The sequence below is a fragment of the Streptomyces sp. NPDC004134 genome (assembly GCF_042874195.1).
Taxonomy (GTDB): Bacteria; Actinomycetota; Actinomycetes; order Streptomycetales; family Streptomycetaceae; genus Streptomyces.
Map to the genome: position 1 here is coordinate 128,459 of NZ_JBIAMS010000014.1, position 26,068 is coordinate 154,526.

23 protein-coding genes, 1 tRNA gene and 1 other RNA gene are annotated in these 26,068 nt (G+C 73.9%); 11 read left to right on the top strand and 14 right to left on the bottom strand.

What is annotated here, in order from left to right; genetic code table 11:
• Positions 1-95: 95 nt before the first annotated feature.
• The 5 genes from ACFYVJ_RS19185 to ffs all read right to left on the bottom strand — a co-directional run bounded on the left by ACFYVJ_RS19185 (position 96) and on the right by ffs (position 4,745).
• Positions 96-758 (bottom strand): DUF5063 domain-containing protein, encoded by a 663-nt coding sequence (locus tag ACFYVJ_RS19185; protein ID WP_326796811.1) that lies wholly within the window; start codon positions 756-758, stop codon positions 96-98.
• Positions 759-868: 110 nt separating this feature from the next.
• A complete protein-coding gene (gene recR / locus ACFYVJ_RS19190) occupies positions 869-1,468 on the bottom strand; it encodes a recombination mediator RecR (protein WP_388892842.1) in 600 nt (199 codons plus the stop codon).
• 146 nt (positions 1,469-1,614) lie between these two features.
• Complete coding sequence (locus ACFYVJ_RS19195; RefSeq protein WP_388892979.1) at positions 1,615-1,923, bottom strand: YbaB/EbfC family nucleoid-associated protein; 309 nt, start codon at positions 1,921-1,923, stop codon at positions 1,615-1,617.
• A gap of 281 nt (positions 1,924-2,204) precedes the next feature.
• Positions 2,205-4,571, bottom strand: a complete 2,367-nt coding sequence (locus ACFYVJ_RS19200) for a DNA polymerase III subunit gamma and tau (protein ID WP_388892844.1) — start codon at positions 4,569-4,571, stop codon at positions 2,205-2,207.
• Positions 4,572-4,650: 79 nt separating this feature from the next.
• Positions 4,651-4,745, bottom strand: an RNA gene (ffs, locus tag ACFYVJ_RS19205) — signal recognition particle sRNA small type.
• 72 nt (positions 4,746-4,817) lie between these two features.
• On the opposite strand from ffs, the gene ACFYVJ_RS19210 reads away from it, so the two are divergent.
• Positions 4,818-4,902: transfer RNA gene (locus tag ACFYVJ_RS19210), tRNA-Ser, on the top strand.
• An 86-nt stretch (positions 4,903-4,988) separates the two neighbouring features.
• Here the strand turns inward: ACFYVJ_RS19210 and ACFYVJ_RS19215 are convergent.
• Positions 4,989-6,335 (bottom strand): cytochrome P450, encoded by a 1,347-nt coding sequence (locus ACFYVJ_RS19215; RefSeq protein WP_388892846.1) that lies wholly within the window; start codon positions 6,333-6,335, stop codon positions 4,989-4,991.
• A gap of 140 nt (positions 6,336-6,475) precedes the next feature.
• Here ACFYVJ_RS19215 and ACFYVJ_RS19220 point away from each other — a divergent pair, with 140 nt between their 5' ends.
• The 3 genes from ACFYVJ_RS19220 to ACFYVJ_RS19230 all read left to right on the top strand — a co-directional run bounded on the left by ACFYVJ_RS19220 (position 6,476) and on the right by ACFYVJ_RS19230 (position 10,368).
• Positions 6,476-7,348, top strand: coding sequence for an SAM-dependent methyltransferase (locus tag ACFYVJ_RS19220; RefSeq protein ID WP_388892848.1), 873 nt, complete (start codon positions 6,476-6,478; stop codon positions 7,346-7,348).
• A 144-nt stretch (positions 7,349-7,492) separates the two neighbouring features.
• Entirely contained in the window at positions 7,493-9,313 is a 1,821-nt protein-coding gene (locus ACFYVJ_RS19225; protein WP_388892850.1) for a WD40 repeat domain-containing serine/threonine protein kinase, read from the top strand.
• A gap of 239 nt (positions 9,314-9,552) precedes the next feature.
• Positions 9,553-10,368 carry a hypothetical protein gene (locus ACFYVJ_RS19230; RefSeq protein ID WP_388892852.1) on the top strand — a complete coding sequence of 272 codons (816 nt, stop codon included), beginning with the start codon at positions 9,553-9,555 and terminating at the stop codon, positions 10,366-10,368.
• 219 nt (positions 10,369-10,587) lie between these two features.
• Here the strand turns inward: ACFYVJ_RS19230 and ACFYVJ_RS19235 are convergent, their stop codons facing one another.
• The gene (locus ACFYVJ_RS19235; protein ID WP_388892854.1) at positions 10,588-11,793 is read right to left on the bottom strand and encodes a serine/threonine-protein kinase; all 1,206 of its coding nucleotides are present in this window, start codon (positions 11,791-11,793) and stop codon (positions 10,588-10,590) included.
• Between the two features lie 237 nt (positions 11,794-12,030).
• On the opposite strand from ACFYVJ_RS19235, the gene ACFYVJ_RS19240 reads away from it, so the two are divergent.
• Positions 12,031-12,417: a BlaI/MecI/CopY family transcriptional regulator gene (locus tag ACFYVJ_RS19240; RefSeq protein WP_388892856.1), complete on the top strand. Its 387-nt coding sequence runs from the start codon at positions 12,031-12,033 to the stop codon at positions 12,415-12,417.
• A complete protein-coding gene (locus ACFYVJ_RS19245) occupies positions 12,414-13,313 on the top strand; it encodes a M56 family metallopeptidase (RefSeq protein WP_388892858.1) in 900 nt (299 codons plus the stop codon). The genes ACFYVJ_RS19240 and ACFYVJ_RS19245 overlap by 4 nt, the downstream gene beginning before the upstream one ends.
• Before the next feature lie 4 nt (positions 13,314-13,317).
• On the opposite strand, the gene ACFYVJ_RS19250 is transcribed toward ACFYVJ_RS19245, so the two are convergent.
• From ACFYVJ_RS19250 to ACFYVJ_RS19280, 7 genes are all read right to left on the bottom strand, one after another.
• Positions 13,318-13,965, bottom strand: a complete 648-nt coding sequence (locus tag ACFYVJ_RS19250) for a TetR/AcrR family transcriptional regulator (RefSeq protein ID WP_388892860.1) — start codon at positions 13,963-13,965, stop codon at positions 13,318-13,320.
• Positions 13,955-14,683 carry an ABC transporter permease gene (locus ACFYVJ_RS19255; RefSeq protein ID WP_388892862.1) on the bottom strand — a complete coding sequence of 243 codons (729 nt, stop codon included), beginning with the start codon at positions 14,681-14,683 and terminating at the stop codon, positions 13,955-13,957. Before ACFYVJ_RS19255 ends, ACFYVJ_RS19250 begins: the two co-directional genes overlap by 11 nt.
• A 14-nt stretch (positions 14,684-14,697) precedes the next feature.
• Positions 14,698-15,672: an ABC transporter ATP-binding protein gene (locus ACFYVJ_RS19260; protein ID WP_388892864.1), complete on the bottom strand. Its 975-nt coding sequence runs from the start codon at positions 15,670-15,672 to the stop codon at positions 14,698-14,700.
• Positions 15,673-15,786: 114 nt separating this feature from the next.
• Positions 15,787-17,949 (bottom strand): MMPL family transporter, encoded by a 2,163-nt coding sequence (locus tag ACFYVJ_RS19265; protein ID WP_388892866.1) that lies wholly within the window; start codon positions 17,947-17,949, stop codon positions 15,787-15,789.
• 300 nt (positions 17,950-18,249) lie between these two features.
• Positions 18,250-18,723 (bottom strand): SRPBCC family protein, encoded by a 474-nt coding sequence (locus ACFYVJ_RS19270; RefSeq protein ID WP_388892868.1) that lies wholly within the window; start codon positions 18,721-18,723, stop codon positions 18,250-18,252.
• On the bottom strand, positions 18,720-19,064 hold the full coding sequence (locus ACFYVJ_RS19275) for an ArsR/SmtB family transcription factor (protein WP_388892870.1): 345 nt from the start codon (positions 19,062-19,064) through the stop codon (positions 18,720-18,722). The genes ACFYVJ_RS19270 and ACFYVJ_RS19275 overlap by 4 nt, the downstream gene beginning before the upstream one ends.
• 17 nt (positions 19,065-19,081) lie before the next feature.
• On the bottom strand, positions 19,082-20,218 hold the full coding sequence (locus ACFYVJ_RS19280) for an MFS transporter (protein ID WP_388892981.1): 1,137 nt from the start codon (positions 20,216-20,218) through the stop codon (positions 19,082-19,084).
• A gap of 358 nt (positions 20,219-20,576) precedes the next feature.
• Between ACFYVJ_RS19280 and ACFYVJ_RS19285 the strand changes: the two genes are divergently transcribed.
• The 5 genes from ACFYVJ_RS19285 (at position 20,577) to ACFYVJ_RS19305 (ending at position 26,059) form a co-directional block, all read left to right on the top strand.
• Positions 20,577-22,022: a short-chain fatty acyl-CoA regulator family protein gene (locus tag ACFYVJ_RS19285; protein ID WP_388892872.1), complete on the top strand. Its 1,446-nt coding sequence runs from the start codon at positions 20,577-20,579 to the stop codon at positions 22,020-22,022.
• A 33-nt stretch (positions 22,023-22,055) separates the two neighbouring features.
• Entirely contained in the window at positions 22,056-22,694 is a 639-nt protein-coding gene (locus tag ACFYVJ_RS19290; protein ID WP_388892874.1) for a class I SAM-dependent methyltransferase, read from the top strand.
• Positions 22,695-22,963: 269 nt separating this feature from the next.
• The gene (locus ACFYVJ_RS19295) at positions 22,964-23,473 is read left to right on the top strand and encodes a cupin domain-containing protein (protein ID WP_388892876.1); all 510 of its coding nucleotides are present in this window, start codon (positions 22,964-22,966) and stop codon (positions 23,471-23,473) included.
• A 1-nt stretch (position 23,474) separates the two neighbouring features.
• A complete protein-coding gene (locus tag ACFYVJ_RS19300) occupies positions 23,475-24,761 on the top strand; it encodes a beta-ketoacyl-[acyl-carrier-protein] synthase family protein (RefSeq protein WP_388892878.1) in 1,287 nt (428 codons plus the stop codon).
• A complete protein-coding gene (locus ACFYVJ_RS19305) occupies positions 24,758-26,059 on the top strand; it encodes a beta-ketoacyl synthase N-terminal-like domain-containing protein (protein WP_388892880.1) in 1,302 nt (433 codons plus the stop codon). Before ACFYVJ_RS19300 ends, ACFYVJ_RS19305 begins: the two co-directional genes overlap by 4 nt.
• Positions 26,060-26,068: the final 9 nt, after the last annotated feature.

Here is a 26,068-nt window from a genome sequence, read left to right on the forward strand (position 1 = left end):
CGGTACTCGGCACATGCGCGCGGCGTACGCACCGCTGCGCGCGCCCCGGCCCGTACACCGCGCCCCGGCTCGGGTGCGCCGCGCCCCCTCCTGCCTCAGGTGCGCCGCAGCCCCAGCGGCTCCGCGATCTCCGCCGCCATCACGCGGCCCGCCTCCTCCTCCAGCCGCCCGTCGTCCAGCGCGGCGTCGCTGTCGGTGTCGAGCCCGTCCAGCTCCCCCAGGGGCGTGTCCAGCCGCACATGGGCCACCAGCGACTGCAGCGCGCGCAGGCAGGCGCTCGCGGTCGGCCCCCAGTTGGACAGGTACGAGAACTGCCACCACCACAGCGCCTCGTTGACCCGCCCCGCCGCGTAGTGCGCGCGGCCGTGCCGCAGGTCGGTGATCACGTCGGCCAGGTCGTCGGAGATCCGGCTGGCGACGGGGGTGCTGCGCGGCACGTACGGGTCGAAGACCTCGGAGTAGACGTCCACCGGGTCCAGCAGCTCGGCGAACCGCTCGCGCAGCTCGTCCACGTCCGGCTCGGGGCCGGTGTCCGGCTCGTACCGCTCGTCCGGCACGAAGTCCTCGTGCGCCCCCAGCCGGCCGCCGGCCAGCAGCAACTGCGAGACCTCCAGCAGCAGGAAGGGCACGGCGCTGTTCGGCTCGTCGCCCTTGGCGACCTCGGTGACCGCGACGATGAAGCTCTCGATCGAGTCGGCGATCTGGACCGCGAAGCTGTCCGGGTCCTGCGTCGCCTGGTGCGTGGTGGCGTCAGACATCGAGCAGACCTCCTCTGTCGGCGCCCCGCGCACCGGCAGGCCGCGTGCGGCGGCCTGCCGGGCTGCTGGGCGCTGCGCCGGGATCCAGCCGGCGGGCACGTGGTTCCGTTTCAGACATCGAGCAACCGCCTGCCTTCGAAGGCGCGGCCGAGGGTGACCTCGTCCGCGTACTCCAGATCGCCGCCGACGGGCAGTCCGCTGGCCAGCCGGGTCACCTTCAGACCCATGGGCTTGACCATGCGGGCCAGATACGTGGCCGTGGCCTCGCCTTCGAGGTTGGGGTCGGTAGCCAGGATCAGTTCGGTGACGGCGCCGTCCGCGAGCCGGGCGAGCAGTTCCCGTATCCGCAGGTCGTCGGGGCCGACGCCCTCGATGGGGCTGATCGCGCCGCCGAGCACGTGGTACCGCCCGCGGAACTCACGGGTCCGCTCGATGGCCACGACGTCCTTGGGCTCCTCGACCACGCACAGCACGGCGGGGTCGCGCCGCGGGTCGGCGCAGATCCGGCAGTGCTCCTCCTGCGCGACGTTCCCGCAGACCGCGCAGAACCGGACCTTCTCCTTCACCTCGGTCAGCGCATGCGCCAGCCGGCGGACGTCGGCCGGCTCGGCCTGCAGGATGTGGAAGGCGATGCGCTGCGCGCTCTTGGGACCGACGCCGGGCAGCCTGCCCAATTCGTCGATCAGATCCTGGACCACGCCTTCGTACACGCAACGCCTCTCTCGTGTCCGCTCTCCTGCACCAAGCTAGCCGCTACCGCCGGGTTCAACCCGCTTCGGGGATGGCCTCCGGTTCCGGAACCCGGCAGATCCGGACGGCAGGGAACGGCCCCGCGGGACGACGGCGGAAGGGGGGGTCAGAAGGGCAGCCCCGGCATCCCGCCGAGCCCCTGCGCGAGCGGGCCGAGCCGCTCCTGCTGAAGCTGCTGCGCGGCGCTGTTCGCGTCCCGTACGGCGGCGACGACGAGGTCGGCCAGCGTCTCGGTGTCCTCGGGGTCGACGGCGCGCGGGTCGATCACCAGCCCGGTCAGCTCGCCGGAGCCGGTCACCGTGGCCTTCACCAGCCCGCCGCCCGCGCTTCCCTCGACCGGCGTCTCGGCCAGCTCCTGCTGGACGGAGGCGAGCTCCTGCTGCATCTTCTGGGCCTGCTGCAGCAACTGCTGCATGTCGGGCTGGCCACCACCAGGCATCACGTCGCTCGCTCCTTGTCGCGCTACTGCAGTTCTCTGCTGACTGGCTCTGGGTCTACGTCTTCTGCTTCTGCTTCTGCTTCTGGGTCGAGATCGCCGGCCGGGTGTCAGGCCGGTCGTCCAGGCGAGCCTACGGTCTCGGCCGCCGCGCTGCCGTCCATCGCAGGGAGGACGCGCGCCACTTGGGTTGCCCCGCGGGGAGTCGCCGTTCCTCCCGCCGTCGTCATCCTTCAGGAGTACGCGGACGGGCGGGCCGCCTAGTCGTGGCGGATCTCCTCTATGACGGTGGCGCCCAGCTCGCGGACGATGAGGTCGTGGCCGGACAGGGCGGTGTCGACGAGGTCGGGGTCGTCGTCGTCGGGGATGTCGTCCTCCAGCGGCGGCGGGGGCCCCGGATCGGGGGGCGGCCCGAGGTCGGGCGGGGGCTGGCCGCCGGGACCGGCCGACGCGGGCCGGGACTGCTGGGGAGGAGCGGGCGCCGGTACGGAGGGCGCGGGCGAGGTCGTCTGTACGGACTGCCGCAGCCCGGCGCCGCCACCCCCGCCACCACCACTGCCACCGCCGAACCCGCCGCCACCACTGCCGAACCCGCCGCCGCCTCCGGGACCGGGGCCGCCCGGTCCAGGCCCCCCGCCGCCACCGGGCCCCGCCGCCGGCCCGCCGCCGGCACCGCCGGTCGGGTCCACGATGGCCTCGACCTTCCACTGCACGTCGAACCGCTCCGCCAGCACCTCGCGCAGCACCTCGTCGCTGCCGCCGTTGACGAAGCTGTCCCGGGCGCCCGCGTTGCCGAAGCCGAGCTGGAGGGTCCCGCCGTCGAACCCGGTGACCTGGGCGTTCTGGCTCAGCAGAATCCAGGTGAAGCGCCGCCGGTGCTTGACGGCCTCCAGGATGTCGGGCCACATCTGCCGCACGGAAGCGGCCCCGGCGGCCCCGCCCCCCTGCTGTGCGGGCACGCCCTGAGCCGTAGCAGCGGGTGCCTGCGCCGCCACGGGCGCGGGCGCGGGTGTCGCGGCGGGTGCCGAAGCCGGAACCGGCGCGGGAGCAGGAGGCGGCGGCGCGGGTGCCGCGCCACCGGACGCGGCCGGGGCGCCACTCCCTGGCCAGGCCCCGGGCCGCCGTGCCTGCGGGTCACCGCCGGCGGAGGCGGGCGGCCCGGAGGGCACGCCCCCACCGGCATCGCCCGCAGGAGCCGCGGCCCCAGACTCAGCCCCAGCGCCAGGCGCAGGCGCAGCGCCAGGCGCAGGCGCAGCGCCAGGCGCAGGCGCAGGCCCGGCTCCGGAACCACCGGTGCCGGCACCGGGAACCGGTCCCCCTCGCTCGGCAAGGGCGGCGCGGGCACCCCCGGCACCTCCGCTGCTGCCACCGCCACCACCGAGGGCATCCCCGCCCCCGCTCCCACCCCCGCCGGGAGGCTGGTGGGCATCCGGCCCGGGCACGTACCCCACGGTCGGCGGCCCGGTCGCGGCGTTGCGCTCCAGGCGGTCCAGCCGGGCCATCACCGAGCGCTCGTCCCCGTACGCCCCGGGGAGCAGCACGCGGGCGCAGATCAGCTCGAGCTGCAGCCGGGGCGCGGTGGCGCCGCGCATCTCGGTCAGCCCCTCGTTCACGAGGTCGGCCGCGCGGCTCAGCTCGGCCGCACCGAAGGTGTCGGCCTGACGCCGCATCCGCTCCAGCACGTCCGCCGGAACGTCGATCAGCCCCTTGTCCCCGGCGTCCGGCACCGCGGCGAGGATCAGGAGGTCCCGCAGCCGCTCCAGCAGGTCGGTGACGAACCGCCGCGGATCGTGCCCGCCCTCGATCACCTGCTCCACCACGGAAAACGCACCCGCCCCGTCACCCGCCGCGAAGGCGTCGACGACGGAGTCGAGCAGGGCGTCGTCCGTATACCCGAGGAGGGCGGTGGCCATGGCGTACGTCACACCCTGCTCGCCGGCGCCGGCGAGCAGTTGGTCCATGACGGACATCGAGTCCCGTACGGAGCCGGCCCCGGCCCGTACGACCAGGGGCAGCACCGCGTCCTCGACGGGGATGGCCTCGACGCGGCAGACGTCGGCGAGATAGTCGCGCAGGGTGCCGGGCGGGACGAGGCGGAAGGGGTAGTGGTGGGTCCGGGACCGGATGGTCCCGATGACCTTCTCCGGCTCGGTCGTGGCGAAGATGAACTTCAGGTGCTCGGGCGGCTCCTCGACCACCTTCAGCAGGGCGTTGAACCCCGCGGAGGTGACCATGTGCGCCTCGTCGACGATGTAGATCTTGTACCGGCTGGCGGCGGGCCCGAAGAACGCCTTCTCGCGCAGCTCACGCGCGTCGTCCACACCACCGTGCGACGCGGCGTCGATCTCGATGACGTCGATCGACCCCGGCCCGTTCCGCGCGAGGTCCAGGCACGACTGGCACTCCCCGCACGGCTCCGGCGTCGGCCCGCGCTCGCAGTTGAGACACCGGGCGAGGATGCGCGCGCTGGTCGTCTTCCCGCAGCCGCGCGGCCCGCTGAACAGATACGCGTGGTTGACCCGCCCGTTCCGCAGCGCCTGCTGCAGCGGGCCGGTCACATGGTCCTGCCCGATGACCTCACCGAAGGTCTCGGGTCGGTAGCGGCGGTAGAGAGCGAGCTGCGACACGACTACGACGATATCGGTGACCGCCGACAACGGCGCCCACCCACGAAAACCCCCGCGCCCGCCACCCGGCCCCGGACAGCAAGGTGCCCCCCACGCACCCGCCAGAGCCCACCTACCCTTGCTGCCTTCCGGCCCTGGGGGAGTTCAGCGAGATAGCGCCGCGTGAGGGGCGACTCCACCTTAACCGATCCCACCCCCAACGAACGAGTTCGCGACCACCCCACCCCGTCTTGTACTGTGACCCGCGGAGGATTCGCCTAGAGGCCTAGGGCGCACGCTTGGAAAGCGTGTTGGGTTCACACCCTCACGAGTTCGAATCTCGTATCCTCCGCACCCCGCCTGACCAGGCGAAACGAGGCCCGCAGCGGCATGCCGCTGCGGGCCTCGCCGGGCTCCGGCCCTCGGGGGGCGGGCGGGTTACCGGGGCGTGAGGTTCATGCGGATGTCCTCGGCGGCCCACAGGACGAAGCGTTCGACAGGCGTGACCGTCTGACCCGGCGCCATCCGGAACCGGAACCGCTTCAGCAGCATCGCCAGGACGAGCTTGGCCTCGACCATCGCGAGGGCGGCGCCTTCACAACTGCGGGGCCCGAGCCCGAACGGGATGTACGCGAACCGGTGCCGCCGGGCGGACGCCTCCGGTGCGAAGCGGTCCGGGTCGAACACCTCCGGGTCAGGCCAGTGCTCGGGGTTCATGTGCACGGCCCAGAAGGGGTAGAAGATGGTCGTGCCCGCGGGAACGGTGTACTCGCCGAGCTTGAGGTCCTCGGTGGCCTCCCGGGCGCCGTACGGTCCCGGCGGGTACAGCCGCATGGCCTCCCGGAGCACCGTGTCGAGGTACGAAAGCGGCCTGAGGTCGCCGTAGTCGGGTGCGCCGCGGTCACCGAGAACCCGGTCGACCTCCTCGGTGGCCCGCTCGGCCACCTCCGGGTGGCGGGCCAGCAGGTAGAGCGTCCAGGAGATGGCGACACCTGTGGTGTGGTGGGCGGCCAGCATGGTCGTCAGCACCGTGTCGCGTATCCGCGCCGGCGACTCGCCTGCCCCGACCAGAGCCGCGACCAGGTCGCTGCGGTCAGCGTGCTCGGTGATGCCGCGTTCGCGGTGCGCGGTGAGCACCCCGTCGACGGTCGTGCGCAGGTAGGCGAGGGCCTCTTCGGAGCGTACGCGGCGCTCCTCCTCCGTGCCGCCCACGTCCATCTGGTAGAGCCGCGCCAGGTAGTCGGTGAGCACGTCCTCGAACGCCGACACGACCCGCCCGGCGGCCTCCTCGGACTCCAGGCCGTTGCCCAGCGAGTATTCACAGATCATCCGCAGCGACAGTTCGCTGAGGTCCTTCTGCAGTTCCACGGGGCCCCGCGCGGCGTTCTCCGCCCACCGGTCGGCCATCGACGTCGTCAGCGCGGTGAACTGCGCGAAGTGCGCTTCGTGCGAGGGCCGTCCGGCCAGCACGGAGAGCATCACCCGCCGCCACGGCACGTGTTCGTCCGCCGGGAGCGTCTGCACGTTGCCCGACTCCTGGAGGGGCTCCAGGAACTCGAACAGCTTCTCCGGCCGCTTGTTGATCTCCGCGGTGGCCTCCAGCAGCACCGGATCGGCGACCGACACCGCCACGTCCGCACCCGGTAAGGGGAAGCGCACCACCGGACCGAACTCGGCGTGCAGCTTGAGCTGATAGTTGTGCAGCCCGCCCGCCGCCACAATCGCCTTGACGCCGTCACCGCCCGCGGGCGGGCCGGGAATTCTGTCGATGCCGTCGTCCGGCATGGCACTTCCTCCTGGGGTCACGTCCCGGCAACGTTGTCAGCCGAAACCGGCGGTAGCCGGGGTGGCTTGGCCGGCCGATCGCTACGCTCGCATGGTTCCACGGATTCTGTAGCGCGGCAGGGGCATGGCGGGAGAGCTCAATGAACAAGCCGTCGTCGAAGGGGAGAGGACGCGAGGAGGAGAGCCCCCTCCAGCTCGCGACCCCGGCCGTCCCACGCATCTACGACTACTTCCTCGGCGGCAAGGACAACTACGCCCACGACCGGGCGGTCATGGAGGAGGTCCGGCGGCACGTTCCCGACGCACCCCTCATGGCGCGGGAGAACCGCGCGTTCCTGCGGCGCGCGATACGGTGCCTGGCCGGTTCCGGAATCCGGCAGTTCATCGACATCGGCTCGGGTATGCCGGTCGAGGGTGGCGGGCACCAGAACCTGCACGAGATCGCCCAGCAGGTCGCCCCGGACTCGCGCGTGGCATACGTCGACATCGACCCGGTCGTCGTCAGCCACGGGCGGGCGTTACTCGGCAGATCACCCTTGGTGGCCGTCGTCCAGGGCGACGCCCGGCACCCCGAGGACGTCCTGGCCGATCCCGAACTGCGTGATGTCATCGACCTCGACCGGCCGGTCGCCGTGATCATGCTGGCAATGCTGCACTTCATCGACGACGAGGCGGACCCGCCGGGAATCGTGGCGCGACTGCGCGCCGCGATGGCAGCCGGCAGTCATCTGGTCATCTCGCACTCGACCTCCGAGTTCGACACCGATGGCCGGGTCCAGAAGGCCGCCGATGTCTACAAGAAGGCCCACTCTCCGCTCACGCTGCGCAGCTACGCGGAGGTAAGGCGGCTGTTCGACGGCTTCGACCTACTCGACCCGGGCCTGACCACCGTGTCCCTGTGGCGCCCCGACCTGGCACCCGTCTCGCCGTGGTCCACCGCACCGGCCCCGACCACGCCGTCCGGTGCCGAACGGCAGTGGGTCTGCGCGGGAGTCGGACGAAAGACCGGCTGACAGCGGCCGTCGCCTTCTGGATCGCCTTCGAAGGACGCGGACGCCTGGCCGCGGCCAGGCGCTGACCACAACCGCAGATCAGCGGTCTACTGGACACGCCCGGCGTAGGTGCGGCCACACTGCAGGCGGGACGGAGACGTACGGATGGAGCTTGCCGGCGTGACGCTGGCCGGGCGTTACGAGCTGCGGGAGTTACTCGGTCGCGGCGGTATGGGGGAGGTGTGGCTGGGGCGTGACTCCTCGCTGCCGCGGCGGGATGTGGCGGTCAAGGTGTTGCCGTCCCTGGCCGGCGGACGCGGGGTGCGGCGCTTTCAGCGAGAGGCGGCTGTCCTTGCCGGGCTCCAGCACCCGGGCATCACCGTCGTGTACGACGCCGGGGAGCACCACGGCTTCCTGTTCATCGTCATGGAACTGCTGCACGGCCAGGACCTGGCGCGGCTGCTGGCCGACCACGGCGGTGCCCTGCCCGTCGCGCGGGCCGTGGACGTGGCTCGGCAGACCGCCGTCGCCCTGGACGCCGTACACGGCTGCGGCGTCGTCCACCGGGACCTCAAGCCGGGAAACCTGTTCGTACAGCCGGGCGACCGGGTGAAGATCTGCGACTTCGGCATCGCCCGCCCCGCCGACGCCTCGACCGTGCTGACCGTGTCCGGAGCCGTGCTGGGCACCCCGCGCTACATGTCGCCCGAGCAGTGGCGTGGGACGGAGGTCGGCACCCGCGCCGATCTGTATGCCCTGGGCTGTGTCCTGTACGAACTGCTCACCGGCCGACCGCCGTTCACCGAGGCGACGGTGTACGCCCTGATGCGGCAGCATCTGGAACAGCCCCCGCCGCCGCTTCGCGAGCTGCGACCCGGCCTGCCCGGGGACCTTGCGGATCTGGTCCTGGCGCTGCTTGCCAAGGACCCGGCCGGACGCCCGGATGCCCAGGCCCTGGCCCGCGAGCTGACGGGACTCGGCGTACGGGACGCGCCTCGGCCTCCGTCCACCCCGCCGTCCACCGCATCCGACGCGCCGGCCGGGCCGGACGCACCGACTGCGCCGGACGCGCCGCGCGACCTTCGTGCACAGGCGCTGCGCGGCGAGCACCACCTCACCCTGTCCGGTCACCGCGGCACGGTGGGGAACCTTGTGTTCAGCCCTGACGGCCGCACTCTCGCCAGCGGCAGCGCGGACAAGTCCGTGCGCCTGTGGGATCCGCGCAGCGGCGAACCGCGTACCGCGCTGCGCATGAAGGACTCCCGTTCGACCGGTGCCGCCTACGCCCCGGACGGCCGCATCCTCGCGACCCGGAACGGAAAGGACGTCGTTCTGCGGGACGCCGGCACCGGCGAGCAGCGCCTGGCCCTGAGGTACCCCGGATGGGCCGCGTCGGTAGCCTCCGTGGCGTTCAGCCCCGACGGCCGCACCCTCGCCACCGGCGGCAGCGACAGGGCCATCCGGCTCTGGGACGTACACACCGGCGATCCCGGCCTGGTGCTGAAGGGGCACGGCGGGTGGGTCAGTTCGCTGGCGTTCAGCCCGGACGGCCGCGACATCGTCGGAGGGGGCGACAGCGGTACGCCGCGGATGTGGGACGTCGGCACGGGGGAGCCGCGCTGGGAGCTTCCCCGCGGCGCCTACATCAGCCTCGTGTTCAGCCCGGACGGGGCCGTCCTGGCCACCGCCTTCGGAGGCACCCCCGTGCACCTCAAGAACGCCCGCACCGGCGAAGACCTGCGCGTGCTGGAGGGCCGGAACCAGGGAAGGACCGCCCTGGCATTCGCCCCGGACGGCCGCACCCTCGCCACCGGCGACCACGAAGGCGTCATCTGCCTCTGGGACACGGCCACCGGCGACCAGCGCCTCGCCATCGACGCGCACCAAGGGCCCATCCTCTGCCTGGCGTTCGCCCCCGACGGGCGCATCCTGGCCAGCGGCGGTCACGACCGGGTGATCCGGCTCTGGGACATCCGGACCCGGTAGTCAGAACAGTCCCGACTACGGCCGGACAGTCGGGCGGCGAGTGGGAAGGCGTGTTGGGTTCACACCCTCACGAGTTCGCATCCCGTCTCCTCCGCACTCCGTCTGACCAGGCAAAACGAGCGGCGCGGGCGGCTTTCATCCGGGAGCGGCGGTGGCGGAGACCCGTTGCATCGATACTGTCCGGGGACGGCGGAGGCCGGCGGTGAGGCGGGGGCCGCGAACGGTGTGGGGGTAAGTACATGGCGGCGGAGTCGGTGCAGGTCGTGTTCGTCGACGCGGAGACGGAGGCGGAGTTCGCGAGGACCGAGCTCGCTCCGGGGCAGCTTCCCGACTCGTTCGAGCACGAGACGCGCCTTGATCTCGGCGGGAAGGCGTGGGCCGTCGTTCGGGCCGATCCGCCGGACGCCGCGCAGTTCCTTCGGAGCGGCAGACTCGTGCTGACCCTGAGGCGGATCGAGCCGGTGGACCCGCAGGAGATGGCGTACTCCCTGCCGACGATCTTCGATCCGCTGCCGGCGACCGAGGACGCGGCCGGCCCGGGAGAGCACTTCGTGATCCACGAGGACGACTGGCGGCAGGCCGAGATGGTGTCCCGTCAGCTCGCGGGGCAGGTCGAGGCCGAGATGCGCGCGATCCGTGAGGTCTTCGAGCAGCATTCGCGGGTGATCGGCGAGGGTGCGTCGTCGGTACGCGTCTTCGACCGGATTCACCTGCGCCGGACCCCGGCCGCCCCCATCTCCACCGAGGTTTCGCGGCGGCGGCTGTGGGAGCTGCTGCCCGTCGTCGGCAGGCCGTACGCGGGCGTCCGGTTCCCCGACGGCCCGGGCCGTGTGGCCGGCTCGTTCGCGATCGACTCCGATCCGCTCGTCGTGTACGGCCAGGCGCAGGGCGACCTGGTCACGACGCTGTGCCTCGCGCCCTCGCCCGATGCCGCGGCGGAGTCGGCGGCCGGCCTCGAACAGGCGATGCGCGAGTTCGATCTGTTGCTGGCCGACTGGTGCAGCGGCCGGCTGCTGGACGCCTCGGCGATCGGCGCCTTCGTGAATCCGGCGTAGCTCCGGAGGAGTTGGGTTCGCCCGTCATGGGCCGGCTTGGGCGCACCGTGCGGCTCAGGCCGTTCAAGCCGCGGTGCCGATGTCGCCCTTGAAGACCTCGAGGGCGTGCCAGCGGACCGTCGTCAGCCGGCGCAGCAACTCGTCCACCGTCATGGCCGCCACTGTGCCACGGAGCGCTGACAAGAACAGCCCTCGTCCGTCTTCGTGCACGGCGGCCCCCTAAGCGAGCAGCACCGCGTTCCATACCGCCCAGATCGCGGCCAGGGGGAGGAAGACGGGAAGGAAGAGGCCGCCCACGATCCGGAAGGGCGGGCTGCCCGGATGGGGCCAGCGGTAGAACATCGCGGCCAGCCCGAAGAACAGCGCCACCAGGGCGGCGGTGGCCGCACTGATGGGATAGGCGCCCTCCCAGCCGCCCTCGGTGCTGAACATGTAGCAGCCGAAGACGATGAGGACGATCCCGGCCAGCAGGAACCAGCTTCCCGTGATCAGACGCCCGATACGCGCGATCCCCGCCGGCGGCGCGGCCGGCGGGGCGGGAGGCACGACCGGTGCGCCGCTTGCGCGCGGGGGCCCGGGGGCCGGCGCCGTGACCGTGGGGGTGCGGGCGCGGAGCACGGCCAGGGTGCTGTCCACGGTCGGGCGGTCTTCGGGCTTCTTGGCCAGGAGGGCGGTGATCAGCGAGGCGAGGACGGGGTCGGCGTGCTGCATCGGCGGCGGATCGTGGAGGGCCACGGCGGCGAGGGTGGCCGTGGGGGTCTCCCTGCGGAACGGGGAGACGCCCTCGATCGCCTCGTACAAGGTGACTCCGAGGGAGAACAGGTCGCCGGCAGCCTGGTCCTGAAGGCCGTTGAGGCGTTCGGGGGCCATGTACTCGGCGGAGCCGATGACTCCCCCCGTGGTGGTGAGGCGGGTGTCGGTCTCGTGGACGGCGATGCCGAAGTCGGTGAGGAGGATCTGGTCGTCGTCGGTGAGCATCACGTTCGCGGGCTTCAGGTCGCGATGGACGATCCCGGCCGCGTGGGCGGCCTTGAGGGCCTTGAGCAGGGCAGTGGCCGTCTCGGCCACCAGCGGCGCGGGCAACCGCCCGTCCGCGCGCAGCCGCTCCTCCAGCGAGCGCCCGTCGACCAGGCGCATCACGATCCAGGGTGCGCCGTCCTCGATGACCACATCGTGGACGGCGACGACGTGCGGATGGTCGCGCAGGCGGGCCGCGTTACGGGCCTCGCGGGCCGCACGTACCACCCGTTGGTGATGCTCCGCGTCCGAGCCCGCCTGGTGCGGCAGCCACACCTCCTTGACCGCGACATGAACGCCCAGCGCCTCGTCGTGGGCCTTCCACACCCGCCCGAACCCGCCCACGCCGAGCTGCCCGACAAGCCGGTAGCGCCCGCCGATGACCCGCTCCGGCCGCGTCTCCTCCACCAACGTCCCCCCGCTCTAAGTCCAGTCGGCCGCCCGTGGGAGGCCGCGGCAGAGCGTACTCAGTCACCCAGCGCGGCGCTACGCGGCGGGGCGCCGCGTGGGTGCGCGCCCGGAACCCGGCACCGCCCGCGCCCCGCGGCCGCCTTCCACGGATGGCACCGCAGCGGGGCTGCCGCGGGTTGTTCTACGTGGGGTAGAGTGCGGTGCCACCGCGGTCGCGTCGGAGGGAGCGGGCACGTGCGGCGCTCTGGGGAGTTGGAACGCGCGGTCATGGACGTCCTCTGGGACGCCGGTCGCCCCCGCACCGCCAAGGAGGTGCTCGACGCGCTGCCGGACCGCGCGCTTGCGTACACGACGGTGATCACGGTGCTGGACCGGCTGGCGCACAAGGGGACCGCCCGGCGGGAGCGTATCGGCCGGTCCTGGCACTACACCCCGGCGGCCAGCAGGGAGTCGTACGTCACCAGCCTGATGATGGACGTCCTCGCCCAGGCCGGGGACCGCGACGCCGTTCTGGCGCACTTCGCCCGCTCCGTGTCCGGCCCGGAAGCCGACGTCCTGCGCGACGCGCTCGCCGACGCGGCGGACGAACCGTCCGACGGCGAGGGCAAGCGCCGCCGATGAGCCATCTGCTGCACTTCACCGTCATGCTGGCCTGCTGCCTGGCGGCCGTGCGGCCGCTGGCCCGGGCCCGCTGGGTGACGCGGATGCCGCGTACCGCGCTCGTGACGTGGCAGGCCCTCGGCCTCACGCTGGAACTGTCCCTGCTCGGGCTGGTCTTCGCCGCCGTGTTCGCGCCCGCCAACCAGGGTCTGGTGCCGGGCCTGCTGAGCCTCGCGAGCGCCGGCGGCGCCCCCGCCGGACCGCTCGCCCCGGCGGGCCTGGCGCTCGGCGCCGCCTATCTCGCCGCCCGGGGCTGGAGCCTGGCGTTGGTCTGCCGTGACCTCGCCCGGCACCGGCGCCGCCACCGCCACCTGCTGACGCTCGTGGCCCGCTCGCGGCCGGGGCTGCCCGGCGTCGAGGTGCTCGACCACCCCGTCCCGGCCGCGTACTGCCTGCCGGGCCGCCCCGGACTCGTCGTGCTCAGCACCGGCGCGCTGCGCCTCCTCGGCCCGCGGCACCTCGCCGCCGTCGTCGCCCACGAGCGCGCCCACCTGCGCCAGCGCCACGACCTCGTGCTGCTCCCGCTGCTGGCCTGGCGGCGGTTGCTGCCGCACAGTGCGCTGCTGCTCGAATCCGTGGCGGCGGTCCGGCTGTTGCTGGAGATGTGCGCGGACGACGCCTGCTGCCGCCGCCTGCCGCGCCGCGACCTGACCGACGCGCTGGCCCGGTTCACTGCCGCGGGCGGCACCGTCCCGCCGCCCGCCGGGGGCTTCGCCGCCGCGGACACCGCCGTCACCGCCCGGACCGCCCGGCTGCTGGCGCCGCGGCGGGCCACGGCGTCCGCCCGTATCGCGGTCCTGGTCGTCGCCGCGGTCGCGCTGTCCACTCCGGTGAGCCTGTTCGCCCTCCCGCTGTGAGGATTCAGCGCTCGGGTACGGGGGCGATGCCGCGGAGCACCGTGGTGACCAAGTCGCCCGTGAATCCCGGGCGGACGGTCATCGGCTCCTGCGGGCCGGGGGCGAAGACCCGGGGGAGGATCAGCTCGTGGCACGCGCCCATGATCATGGTGGCCGCCGCCTCCGTACTGGCATCCGCGGCGATACGTCCCAGCTCCTGCTCGGCGCGGAGGTAACCGGCCAGCACGGCGCGGAGCGCGCCGCCGCCGTCGTCGGGGTGGAAGCCGGGACCGTGGAAGAGCACGAGCACCTTCGGCTGGCCGAGGAGCCCGGCGAACGCGGGCAGCAGGCGGGCGAGTACGGCGAGCCCGCGATCGACGAAGACGCGCAGGTTCTCCTCGACCGTGCCCTCCCCCGCCGCCGGCGGCTCCCCGGCGGCGGCCATCACCTCGTGGACGTGGGCCTGGAGGGCCGTCGCGAGCAACTCCTCCTTGCCCGCGAAGTGGTTGTAGAGCACCCCGTCCGCCACCCCGGCCTCGCGCGCGATGTCGCGCACGGTCAGGCCGGCGGTGCCGCGCTCGGAGATGAGCCGGGCGGCGGTGGCGACCAGGTGCTCGCGCAGCGACCGGTCGCCACCGCCGTCGCGCAGGATCGCGGCTCGCCTAGGTGACATCACGCCTGAGCGTAGTCCAGCCGGCGAGGACGGCGATCAGCGCCGCGTACCCCGCCAGCAGCGCTCCGGCGCCCGCCTGCGGCAGCCCGCCGGCACCCATGCCGGCCAGCGCGCGACCGCCGGCCAGCGGCAGCCAGCGCGCCACGCCGTCACCGACGAGCTGGGCGACGACGCCCTCCACCACGGCCATCCAGGCCAGCGCCGCGGCTACCGCCCCGGCGAGGTTGCGTACCAGGGCGCCGACACCCACGCCGATCGCGGCGAACGCGGCGTTCCAGGCGACGCCGCCGGCCAGGGTGCGCCACAGCTCGCCGTCGGCGGCGTCGAAGGCACCGCCCCGGGCCCGTACGGCGACGGCCGTGGTGACGAACGCCGTGACCGCGGTGGCGAGGCCGAACAGCAGGCCCGCCGCGGTGTAGACGGCGAGTTTGGCCGCGACGACGCGGTCGCGGTGCGGCGTGGCGAGATAGGTGTCGGTGATGGTCTTGTGCCGGTGCTCGCCGGCCACCGCGAGGATGCCGAGGACCAGGGCGAACAGGGAGGCCAGCCCCGCATGAGCGGCCGACCGGCTCCAGGTCTCGGAGTGGCCCGCGTCGTCGCCGGAGACGATCGGCCCGAGGGCGCCGGCCAGCGTGAAGACCTGGGCGGCAAGGAGCAGCAGCCATGTGCCGCGTACGGTACGGAGCTTCAGCAGCTCCGCGCTGAACAGTGCGGTCACGGGAGTGGTCTCCTTCATCGGCCGGCCCGGACACCGGCCCGGCCCGAGGCGGGCCGGGACGCGGACTCGGGCTCGGACGCGGACTCGGACTCGGACGCGGACTCGGGCTCGGACTCGGACTCGGTGAGCGTCAGGAACGCCTCCTCCAGCGACCTCCCGCCCTCGCTGAGCCGGGACAGGACCACGCCCGCCCCGGCCGCGATCCGGCCGATCTCCTCAGGACTCGCACCGCGCACTTCGAGCGCCGACTCACCCGCGGCGACGGCCTCGTAGCCGCGCGCGCCCAGCGCCTCGCGCAGCCGCGCCGCATCCGGTGTGCGTACGGACACCGCAGGGCTGCCCAACTCCGCCAGCGCGCCGTCGAACCTCGTGCGCCCGCCGCTGATGATCACGACGTGGTCGACCGTCTGCGCGACCTCGCTCAGCACATGGCTGGACACCAGCACCGTGCGGCCGTCGGCGGCCAGCGCGCGCAGCAGTCCGCGCAGCCACGCCATCCCCGCCGGATCCAGGCCGTTGGCCGGCTCGTCGAGCACCAGCACCTCGGGGTCGCCGAGCATGGCGGCCGCCAGGCCCAGCCGCTGACGCATCCCCAGCGAGTAGCCGCCGACCCGGCGGCCGGCGGCGTCGCCCAACTCCACCAGTTCCAGCACCTCTTCCACGCGCCCCGCGTCCACGCCGGAGGTGCGGGCGAGGATCCGCAGGTGAGCCGACCCGCTGCGGCCGGGGTGGAAGCCGGTGGCCTCCAGCATCGCGCCGACCGACCGGCGCGGCCGCGCCAGCTCCCGGTACGGCCGCCCTCCCACGGACGCCCGGCCCGCGGTGGGGCGCACGAGCCCGAGCACCATCCGCAGCGTGGTCGTCTTGCCCGCGCCGTTGGGGCCGAGGAAGCCGGTGACCTTGCCCGAAGGAGCGGTGAAGGACACCTCGTCGACGGCACGCCGGTCGCCGTAGACCTTGGTGAGCCGGCGGACTTCGACCTCCGTCATGACACCTCCCATGATGAACACTCGTTCATGAACATGCGTTCATGATATCGGACGGCGGTGTCGCCCTGACCGCCGCGTGCGTTGCGTGCGGCGTTCCGAGGGGTGGCGGCGCGCCTACGCCCGGCTCGGCTCGCCGTTCCGGGCAGCGGCTTCCGGACTCGCCCCGGCCGCCGGGATGCCGGGGCGCGGGGCCGGGCGCGGCCAGGCGCGGTCGCCGAGGTACGTGAGCAGCGCGGGGGTGACGGCCAGCACGGCCGCCGCGGCGACCAGGACGCCGCCGGCGAGGCCCAGTCCGAACTGCTTCATGATGCGGTCGGGAGAGAGCGCGAAACTGGCGAAGACCGCGGCCATGATCAGTGCCGCGGCCAGCACGACGCGGCGCGAGTCCCGCAGCCCCTCGGCCACGGCGTCGCGGGCGTCCACCCCGCGCAGCCGGGCTTCGCGGATCCGGGCGAGGACGAACACCTGGTAGTCCATGCCGAGTCCGAACAGCAGCGCCATCAGCGTCATCGGCAGGTAGCTCTCCAGCGGGCCGGTGGCACCGGCACCGAGCAGGCCCGCCGCCCACCCCCACTGGAAGACCGCGACCAGCAGCCCGTAGGACGCCCCCAGGGACAGCAGGGTGAGGACCACCGCCTGCACCGACACGACGAGCGAGCGGAACATCACCGCGAGCACCAGCGCGGAGATGACGACGACGGCCAGGACGAAGACGACCAGCCGGTCGGCCATCCGGTCGGTGAGGTCCTGGAACGTGGCCGTCACCCCGCCCACGTGCAGGCGCATCGGGGTACCGGCCGCGGCCTCCGGCAACGCCGTCTCCCGCAGTTCGCGTACGAGGCGGGGCGTGGCCTCGTCCTGCGCGTCGGAGCCCGGGACGACGGTGACGACCTGGACCCGGCCGTCCGGGCTGGTGGCCGGCGGGCCGACGTGGGCGACGCCGGGGGCGCGCCGCAGCCGCTCGACCAGCCCGGCGGTGTCGCCGGGCGAGGCGCCGCGCAGGTCGGCCACGACCATCAGCGGCGCGGTGGCGCCAGGGCCGAACGCCTCCTGCTTCAGATCGTGGGCCCGGCGGGTGGTGTCCGAGGCGGGGGCGTTGCCGGCGTCCGCGGAGCCCAGCCGCATCGCGGCCAGCGGCGCGCAGAGGGCGAGCAGCAGTACGGCGGCGCCGACGACCACCGCGAGGGGACGGCGGCGCAGGAGCTTCTCGTACGCACCGGGGGCCCGTTCGTACGCGCCGGGGCCCCGCGCCCCGGCACCCCTGCGCTCCAGCCGCCCGGGCGGCGTCAGCCACCGGTCGGCGATGCCCAGGAGAGCCGGCACCAGGGTGAGCGCCAGGCCGAGCGTCGCGGCGACGCCGAGCATGCACGACACGGCCAGCCCGTAGACGAAGGGCACCCCCATGAAGAACATCCCGCCCAGCGACACGATCACCGTGGTGCCGGCGAAGAGCACCGCCGCCCCCGACGTGCCGGCGGCCAGCGCGACCGCCCGGTCCGCGTCGTGTCCTTCACGGCGGGCGCTGCGGTAGCGGACGGCGATGAACAGCGCGTAGTCCACGGCGACGCCGAGGACGATCATCACGGCCACCGACATGCTGAAGTCCGGCACGTTCATGGCCTTGCTCAGCAGCATGACCAGCCCCATGGCGGTCAACAGCCCGGTCAGGGCGGCCAGGACGGGCAGTCCCGCCATCGCCAGCGACCCGAACGCGGCGAGCAGGATGACCAGCGCGGCCGCGAGACCGACGCTCTCGCTGAGCCCGGTGCTCGGCTTCGGGGCGAACATGGTGCCGGACAACTCGACTTGCAGACCCTCGCCGGACATGCCGGTCAGCCGCCGCTCGATCTCCGCGGCGGCCTCGTCCGGCACCTCGGTGCGGCCGACGGTGAAGACGATCCGCGCCGTCGCGGTGGTGCCGTCGGCGCTGACGAGCCCGCCCCGGGCGGCGTCGTCGAAGGAGACGACCTCGGCCACCACGGGGTCGGCGGTGCGCGCCGCCGCGAGCACGTCCCGCGCCCGCTCGCGTACGCCGGGAGCGCCAAGGCCGGCGCCGGCGTGCAGCACGATGTCGCCGGTGCCCGCGGCCTGTTCGGGAAAGTGCCGCTCCAGCACCTCGTACGCGCGCTGGGAGTCGGTGCCGGGCAGGTCGTACTCGGAGTCGAAGTCCGTGCCGGCCATGCCGCCGGCCGACGCGAGGGTCAGCGCGGCCAGCAGCCAGCCGAGGAGGGTGGTCCAGCGCCGGCGGTGACAGGCGCGGGCGATGCGGACGAGCATGAGGCGGCCTTCCGTACCCGACTTTGCTCTACGTCTTGTAGAGCAACTGTGGGCGGCACCGTAGCAGGAGTCCCGGCACTTGCTCTACGCGCGGTAGAACAACCGGCGGCCGACGCCGGACCCGGCCGGAGAGGCGGAGGGGGACCTGTCCTGTCCGGCGGCGAGACGAGGCCCCGCAGCGGCGTGCCGCTGCGGGGCCTCGTCGTTGCCGGTCGCCCGGTACGGGCCCGGTCTCGTCGGGGGATCGGGGGGCGGTACTCCCGACGGCGGCCGGGGGCTTCTACGGGGCCGTCCGGGGCGTCAGTCGACGAGGGCGGCGTAGCGCTCCAGGTACAGGTGCCAGCCCTGGTCGGCGCCTACGCCGTCCGCGACGGCCGGCCAGCCGGGGCCGTGGCGGTCGATGCCGCGGTGCTCCAGTTCGACGCGGGTGCGCTCCGCGGTCTCCGCGATGAAGCGGACCTCCACCTCGCTGGTCTTCTCCGGGTCGGTCTCCAGCGTCCAGGTCGGGTCGATGTCCCAGGTGAACACCACCCGCACCGGCGGCTCGTACGCCAGCACGCGGGCCCAGCGGCACTCGCTGCCGTCCTCGGCGCGGTCGTAGATGTGGCCGCCCACCCGCCGTTCGAAGACGGTCTCGGCGATGGGCGCGCCGAGGAGGTTGTGCTCCCGCGGCTTGAAGTCGCCGAAGCGCTCGGTGAAGACGGCGAACGCCTTCTCAAGGGGTGCCGCCACGACTGTCTGCCGCCGCACCAGAGGGGTTGCTGCCTCGGTCATGCTTTCTCCTCGCCGTGTGCTTCCCTGCCGTCGTCGTGGCTTTCCGCGGCCGCCTGATATCCGGCCAGGGCCCGGCTCCAGAACGTGTCGAGCTGGTCCCGGAGCGCGGCCACTCCCGCCGGGTTGAGCCGGTAGATCCGCCGCGTGCCCGCGGTGCGCTCGGTGACCAGTCCCGCGTTCTTGAGCACCTTCAAGTGCTGGGAGACGGCCGGCCTGCTGATCGGCAGCTCGTCCGCGAGCTCCCCGACCGCGCGCTCCCGCTCGGCCAGGCAGGTCATGATCGCCCGCCTGGTGGGGTCGCCCACCGCGCTCCACCCGTCGTCCGTTTCGTAAGTCGCCACGAACGGTAAGCCTAGACTTACTCATCCCGTCGCGCAACGGCGGCATGCCGGGTTGCGGTCGGTCGGGCCGCGGTCCGCGGTCCGCGGGATTCCCGGGGGAGGGTGAGGGTGAGGAGGGCGGCCGTGGCGGAGCAGGCGGCCAGGAGGAGGAAGACCCGGGGGTAGCCGCCCAGGGGGCTGGTCAGGGCGGTGACGGCGACCGGGGCCAGCGCGGAGGCGGTGATCGCCGGGGCCGTGAGGAGGGCGGTGAGGCGGGCGTAGTGGGTGGTGCCCCAGCGGTCCGTGACGGCGGTGGCCTGGAGGAGGGTGACGTTGCCGCGGACCATGCCGGCCGCGACGGAGAGCGCCACGAGCAGCGCGTACGGGCCGGGGACGAGCGCCAGCGCGGCCGTGGTGGCGCCGCCCGCGATCATCAGGAGGAACGTGCGGACGGTGGTGCCGGTGCGGCGGGCGAGCGTGGCGTAGAGGGTACGGCCGAGGGTCTGGCCGGCGCCGCCGAGGCCGAGGGCCCAGGCCGCGGCCGCGGGGCCGGCGCCGCGTTCGGTGAGGAGCGGCACCAGGGCGATGACGACGGCGTACATCGCGAAGCTGTTCAGCATCAGCGCGGCGGCCAGGGTGACGAAGGGGCGGGTACGGGCCACGGACCGCCCGCCGCCGGCGGGCCGCGGGGGCGGCGGGGGTGCCGGCGGCCAGGGGGCGCGCAGGGCGAGGGCGTGGACGGGAAGGGTGACCAGGGCGAGCACCGCGGCCAGCACGGCGTACGTGACGCGCCAGGAGAAGTGCGACGCCAGCGCGGCCGTCAGCGGGGCGAAGACGGTGGACGCCAGGCCGCCGGCCAGCGTGACGATCGTCAGCGCGCGCACCCGGTCCTCGCCCCACCAGCGGGTGACGGCCGCGAAGGCGGGCTGGTAGAACGTCGCGGCCATGGCGATCCCGGCGAGCAGCCAAGCGGCCGTGAAGGCCGCCATGTTGGGAGCCGCCGCGAGGGCGGCGACGGCGGTGACGCCCAGCGCGGACCCGGCGGTCATGACGGCGCGCGGGCCGCGGCGGTCGAGGACGCGGCCGAGAGGGATCCCGGCGAGGGCGGAGACCAGCAGGGCGGCGGAGAAGGCCGCGGTGGTGGCGGTCGGCGACCAGCCGGTGCCGGCGGTGATGGCCGGGTTGAGGACGGGGAACGCGTAGTAGACGATGCCCCAGCTCGTGATCTGGGTGGCGCACAGGGCGGGGAGCACGGCGCGCGGCCGGGACCGGTTCGCGGGGCCGGCCGTTGGCGGAGGCCGGCGGCCGCGCTCCCGCGGCCGCCCCTGCGCACCCGAGTCGTCCTGTACGTGCTGCTCGCTCACGGCACTCCTCGCAGTGGCCCGGCGCACGGTGCTGACGTGGCCGATCCTGCCCGCGCCACGCCCGCGGGGACATCGCCGGAAGCTGTGGAATCCGTACGATCCGGAGGGGTGAACCTGCGAAACTTGCGGATCGCACGGAACCGAACCGCGCCACAGAGGAGATACGGGCATGCCCGGTCGCCCCGCCACCGGAAAGGTCTACGCGCACGCCAAGCTGCGCCGCCTGCGCCGCGAGCGCGGCATGAACCAGGTCGACATGGCCCGCGCGCTCGGCATCTCCACCAGCTACGCCAACCAGATCGAGCAGGGCACGCGCCCGCTGACCGTGCCCGTGCTGCTGCGGATCGCCGAGGTCTTCGGCGTCGACGCGGAGTTCTTCTCCCACGCCGACGAGGACCGCCTCGCCGCCGACCTGCGCACCGCCCTGGCCGACGAGGCGTGCGGGGTGCCGCTGCCCGCGGCCGAGGAGATCACCGAGGCCGCCCGCGACCACCCCGAGGTGGCCCGCGCCCTGGTCGCCCTGCACCGCCGCTACCGCGACACCGCGGAGCAGGCCGCCGCGCTCGCCGCGCCGGGCCAGGACGGCGGCACCGCCTTCCCGCCCGGCGAACCGCACGACGAGGTCCGGGACTTCTTCTACGCCCACCACAACCACTTCGGGACCCTGGACACCGAGGCGGAACACACCGCCGCAGCTCTGCGATCAGGCCCGGGAAGGACCGCGGCGCAACTCGCCGCCCGCCTCGCCGGGCGCCACGGCGTCAGGGTCGTCCAGGCCGCCCCCGGCCGGGCCGCCGACGCCCGCCGCTTCGACGCCGCCAACGGGCTGCTCTTCCTCTCCCCCTGGCTCAGCGACGGCCAGCGCGCCTTCCAACTCGCCACCCAGCTCGCCCTGCTGGAGCACAGCCCACTGCTCGACGCGCTCACCGGCAGCGCAGCGGAGCTGACCTCCCCCGAGTCGCGGGCACTGGCCCGCATCGGCCTCGCCAACTACTTCGCCGGCGCCCTGCTCATGCCGTACGCCGCCTTCCACACCGCCGCCGAGGAGGCCCGCTACGACATCGAACTGCTCTCCGCCCGCTTCGGCGTCGGCTTCGAGACCGTCTGCCACCGGCTGAGCACCCTCCAGCGCACCGGCCACCGCGGAGTGCCGTTCTCCTTCCTGCGCGCCGACCGCGCCGGCAACATCTCCAAACGGCAGTCCGCGACCGACTTCCACTTCTCCCGCCTCGGCGGCACCTGCCCGCTGTGGACGGTGTACGAGGCGTTCGCCGCGCCCGGACGCATCCTGACCCAGGTGGCCGAGATGCCCGACGGCAACCGCTCCCTCTGGATCGCCCGCACGGTCACCCGCGGCGGCCACGGACACCACGCACCCCGCGCGGAGTTCGCCGTCGCCCTCGGCTGCGAACTCCGCCACGCCCACCGCCTCGTCTACGCCGGGGGCATCGCGCTCGACGACCCCCACGCCGCCACCCCGATCGGCCTCGGCTGCCGCATCTGCGAACGCCGCGACTGCGCCCAGCGCGCCCGGCCGCCGGCGGGGAGCCGGCTGGCGATCGACCCCGACCGGCGTACGTACGTCCCGTACCCGGTGGAGCGCAGGACCCCGTGATACGACCGCCCGACCGCGCCAGAGGGAGCACCCGTGAGCCGACCGTCAGACCTCCAGCACCCCCGCTTCGCCCGCCAGTACCTGAAGATGGCCCCCGTCGCCGACCGCCGCGGCGGGGCCGAGCACCGGCGCCGGCTGCTGGAGGGGCTGACCGGCCGGGTGATGGAGGTCGGCGCCGGGCAGGGGCGCAACCTGCCGCACTATCCCGGCACCGTCACCGAGGTCGTCGCCGTCGAGCCGGACGACACCCTGCGCGCCGCCGCCGAACGGGCCGCCGCCGACGCCCCCGTGCCGGTGCGGGTGGCCGCCGGGCACGCCGGGGAACTCCCGGCCGCGGACGGGGAGTGCGATGCCGTGGTCTTCTCGCTGGTGCTGTGCTCGGTGCCCGACGTGCCCGCCGCGCTCGCCGAGGCCGCCCGCGTGCTGCGGCCGGGCGGCGAACTGCGGTTCTACGAGCATGTGCGCTCCCGGCGCCGCCTGTTCGCCGCGCTGGAGGACCTCGGCACCCCGCTCTGGCGCCGGGCCGCCGGCGGCTGCCACCCCAACCGCGACACCGAAGCCGCCGTCCGCGCCGCCGGGTTCGGCCTCGGCGACGTCGACCGCTTCGGCTTCGCCTTCTCGGCCCTGGCCCCCCGCGTCGCCCACGTCATCGGTACGGCCACCCGCCCCTGAACCGCCGCCTCCGGTCCCCCGGCCCCGGCGCGCGGCCGAACCGCCGTGCCGCCGTGCCGCCGTGCCGGCGAGCCGCCGAGCCGCCGAGCCGTCTGCGGGAGTAGAGGAGTGCACGGCCGCGGTACGCGCCGTCCGCGCCACCCGCACTCCGTCCCCGGCCGCCCCATTCGCGTCGGCCGCTGGTCGGACTGATCGTAAAACTACACCCACTTGAGTGGCCGGAAGAGCGTCGTCGTTTTCGCCTGGACGCGCTGGAGAAATCACCTGGCGTGGCGGCGATATCTGCTCATCTCCGCTGCTACCGGGCCGAGTTCGGCTTTTCCTTGAGTTCGCAAAGGCAGGACAAAGTCGTGGCAAAGAATAAGGCATTGGCCGCCAGGGTCACCCTGGCAGACGTGGCGCCGAACCGCCGGCAGGGAGGTGCCATACGGGCGCTGCTCACCCCCGCCTCCGTCGGCGCGACCTCGGGATTCCTGGGGCATCTCGAATTGGCCCCCGGCGAATTCGTCGCGGAGCACTACCACCCGTTCTCCGACAAGTTCCTGTACGTGACCGAGGGTTCCGCCGTCGTCCGGATCAACGGCGAAGAAGTCCCGCTGGAATCGGACCAGGCACTGCTCATCACCCGCGGGCAGCGCAACCGCATCGAGAACCGCGGGTCCCGCGCGCTGAAGGCCGTATTCCAGATCGCCCCGCTCGCGCCCCGGCCGGAACTCGGCCATGTGGACACCGAACCCGTGCCCCATCCCGGGTGCGTGCCGCCGCGCGTGGGCGGCTGACATGGACGAGCACGCGGAGAAACGCGCGGTGATCACCGGGATCGGCGTACGGGCCCCGGGCGGGGTGGGGACGGAGGCGTTCTGGGATCTGCTGGTCTCCGGGCGCACCGCGACGCGCACGATGACCCTGATCGACCCCGCCCCGTTCCGCTCCCGGGTCGCCGCGGAGATCGACTTCGACCCGGCGGCGGAAGGGCTTTCGCCCGCGGAGGCGGAGACGTACGACAGGGCGACGCAGCTCGCGCTCGCCGCCACCAGGGAGGCGGTGCGCGGCAGCGGGCTGGACACCGCCGCGACGGCCCCGGGGCGGATCGGCGTCAGCATCGGCACCGCCGTCGGCTGCACCACCAGCCTCGACCTGGACTACCAGCGGGTCAGCGACAACGGCGCCCACTGGCTGGTCGACCACACGCGGTCGGCGGAGCAGGTCTTCGACTACTTCATCCCGTCCTCCATCGGCCGCGACGTCGCCTGGGAGACGGGGGCGGAGGGCCCGGTCACCGTGATCTCCACGGGCTGCACCTCGGGCCTGGACGCCGTGGGGTACGGGGCCGACCTCATCCGCGGCGGGCGGGCGGACGTGGTCGTCTGCGGCGCGACCGACGCCCCCATCTCCCCCATCACCGTGGCCTGCTTCGACGCGATCAAGGCGACCTCGGCGAACAACGACGACCCGGCGCACGCCTCCCGCCCCTTCGACCGGCAGCGCGACGGCTTCGTCCTGGGCGAGGGGGCGGCGGTGTTCGTCATGGAGGAGCTGACGGCCGCGCACCGCCGCGGGGCCCGCGTGTACGCCGAGGTCCGCGGCTTCGCGACGCGTTCGAACGCGTACCACATGACGGGGCTGACCCGGGACGGCCGGGAGATGGCCGAGGCGATCCGGGCCGCCATGCGGCAGGCGCGCTGTACCGGCGACGACCTCGGCTACATCAACGCCCACGGCTCCGGCACCCGGCAGAACGACCGGCACGAGACCGCCGCGTTCAAGCGGAGCCTGGGCATGCGCGCGTACGAGGTGCCGGTCAGCTCCATCAAGTCGATGATCGGGCACTCGCTCGGCGCGATCGGCTCGCTGGAGCTGGCGGCCTGCGCGCTGGCCATCGAGCACGGCGTGATCCCGCCCACCGCGAACTACGCGAATCCCGACCCCGAGTGCGACCTGGACTACGTGCCCAACGTGGCGCGGGAGCAGCGGGTGGACACCGTGCTCAGCGTCGGCAGCGGCTTCGGCGGCTTCCAGAGCGCGGCGGTGCTCGCCCGGCCGCCGGCGAAGGCGGCGGCGCCGTGACGGTGGCGGCCGGCGCGGCGGCGGCCGCGGCCGGGGGGACCACCGCCGGGGGCGGCGCCGTCGTGACCGGGGTCGGCGTCGTCGCGCCCAACGGCATCGGCACCGCCGAGTACTGGGCGGCGACCCTCGCCGGCGTGAGCGGCATCGGCGTCATCCAGCGCTTCGACGCGCGCGCCTACCCCGTGCGCGTCGGCGGCGAGGTGCTCGACTTCGACGCCGACGCCCTGCTCTCCCAGCGCATGCTGCCGCAGACCGACCGCATGACGCGCTACGCACTGGCCGCCGCCGACTGGGCGCTGGCGGACGCCGGTCTGGTGCCGGGGGACTCGGCCGCGTCAGGACCGGGCGCCGGCGGCCTCGGGGAGTACGACCTGGGCGTGCTGACGGCCGGCGCGTGCGGCGGCTTCGAGTTCGGCCAGCGGGAGTTGCAGAAGCTCTGGGGGACAGGACCCGAACGGGTCAGCACCTACCAGTCGTTCGCCTGGTTCTACGCGGTCAACACCGGCCAGATCTCCATCCGCCACGGCCTGCGGGGCCACAGCTCGGTCTTCGTCTCGGAGCAGGCCGGCGCCCTCGACGCCGCGGCCCACACCGCGCGGCTGCTGCGTACGGGCACCCTCGGCGCCGCCCTGACCGGCGGCTTCGACGCCCCGCTCTGCCCGTGGGGCCTGGCCGTCCAGCTCCCCACCGGACTGCTCAGCACCTCCGCGGAACCGGAGCGCGCCTACCTGCCCTTCGACGCCGACGCGGCGGGCTACGCGGCCGGCGAGGGCGGGGCGCTCCTGGTGGTCGAGCGGGAGGACACCGCACTGTGCCGGAACGCCGCCGGGATCTACGGGCGCATCGCGGGGCACGCCGCGACCTTCGACCCCCGGCCCGGCTCCGGCCGGCCCCCCGCGCTGGCGGCGGCGATCACGGGGGCGCTGCGCGAGGCGCGGCTGGACCCGGCGGACGTCGACGTGGTCTTCGCCGACGCCCTCGGCGTACCGGCCGCCGACCGGGCGGAAGCCGAAGCGCTGGTACGGGTCTTCGGCCCGGGGGCCGTCCCCGTCACCGCACCCAAGACGCTGACCGGCCGGCTCTACGCGGGCGGCGCCGCCCTGGACGTGGCGACGGCCCTGCTGTCCATACGCGACTCGGTCATCCCGCCGACCGCCGGCACCCGTTCCCCCGCCCCCGGCCTCGGCATCGACCTGGTGCGGGGCGGGCCCCGCGAGACGCCGGTGCGCCACGCGCTGGTGGTCGCGCGCGGCGCGGGCGGCTTCAACTCGGCGCTGGTCCTCAGCCGTTACGGCTGACCGCGGCCC

What these genes read in the sequence shown, in the direction of transcription:
- ACFYVJ_RS19185 (WP_326796811.1), bottom strand. Translation starts at nt 758, where the DNA reads ATGTCTGACGCCACCACGCACCAGGCGACGCAGGACCCGGACAGCTTC.
- ACFYVJ_RS19260 (WP_388892864.1), bottom strand. Translation starts at nt 15,672, where the DNA reads ATGACGGAGGTCGAAGTCCGCCGGCTCACCAAGGTCTACGGCGACCGG.
- ACFYVJ_RS19230 (WP_388892852.1), top strand. Translation starts at nt 9,553, where the DNA reads ATGGCGGCGGAGTCGGTGCAGGTCGTGTTCGTCGACGCGGAGACGGAG.
- ACFYVJ_RS19265 (WP_388892866.1), bottom strand. Translation starts at nt 17,949, where the DNA reads ATGCTCGTCCGCATCGCCCGCGCCTGTCACCGCCGGCGCTGGACCACC.
- ACFYVJ_RS19195 (WP_388892979.1), bottom strand. Translation starts at nt 1,923, where the DNA reads ATGCAGCAGTTGCTGCAGCAGGCCCAGAAGATGCAGCAGGAGCTCGCC.
- ACFYVJ_RS19220 (WP_388892848.1), top strand. Translation starts at nt 6,476, where the DNA reads ATGAACAAGCCGTCGTCGAAGGGGAGAGGACGCGAGGAGGAGAGCCCC.
- ACFYVJ_RS19270 (WP_388892868.1), bottom strand. Translation starts at nt 18,723, where the DNA reads ATGACCGAGGCAGCAACCCCTCTGGTGCGGCGGCAGACAGTCGTGGCG.
- ACFYVJ_RS19300 (WP_388892878.1), top strand. Translation starts at nt 23,475, where the DNA reads ATGGACGAGCACGCGGAGAAACGCGCGGTGATCACCGGGATCGGCGTA.
- ACFYVJ_RS19285 (WP_388892872.1), top strand. Translation starts at nt 20,577, where the DNA reads ATGCCCGGTCGCCCCGCCACCGGAAAGGTCTACGCGCACGCCAAGCTG.
- ACFYVJ_RS19245 (WP_388892858.1), top strand. Translation starts at nt 12,414, where the DNA reads ATGAGCCATCTGCTGCACTTCACCGTCATGCTGGCCTGCTGCCTGGCG.
- ACFYVJ_RS19250 (WP_388892860.1), bottom strand. Translation starts at nt 13,965, where the DNA reads ATGTCACCTAGGCGAGCCGCGATCCTGCGCGACGGCGGTGGCGACCGG.
- ACFYVJ_RS19215 (WP_388892846.1), bottom strand. Translation starts at nt 6,335, where the DNA reads ATGCCGGACGACGGCATCGACAGAATTCCCGGCCCGCCCGCGGGCGGT.
- ACFYVJ_RS19225 (WP_388892850.1), top strand. Translation starts at nt 7,493, where the DNA reads ATGGAGCTTGCCGGCGTGACGCTGGCCGGGCGTTACGAGCTGCGGGAG.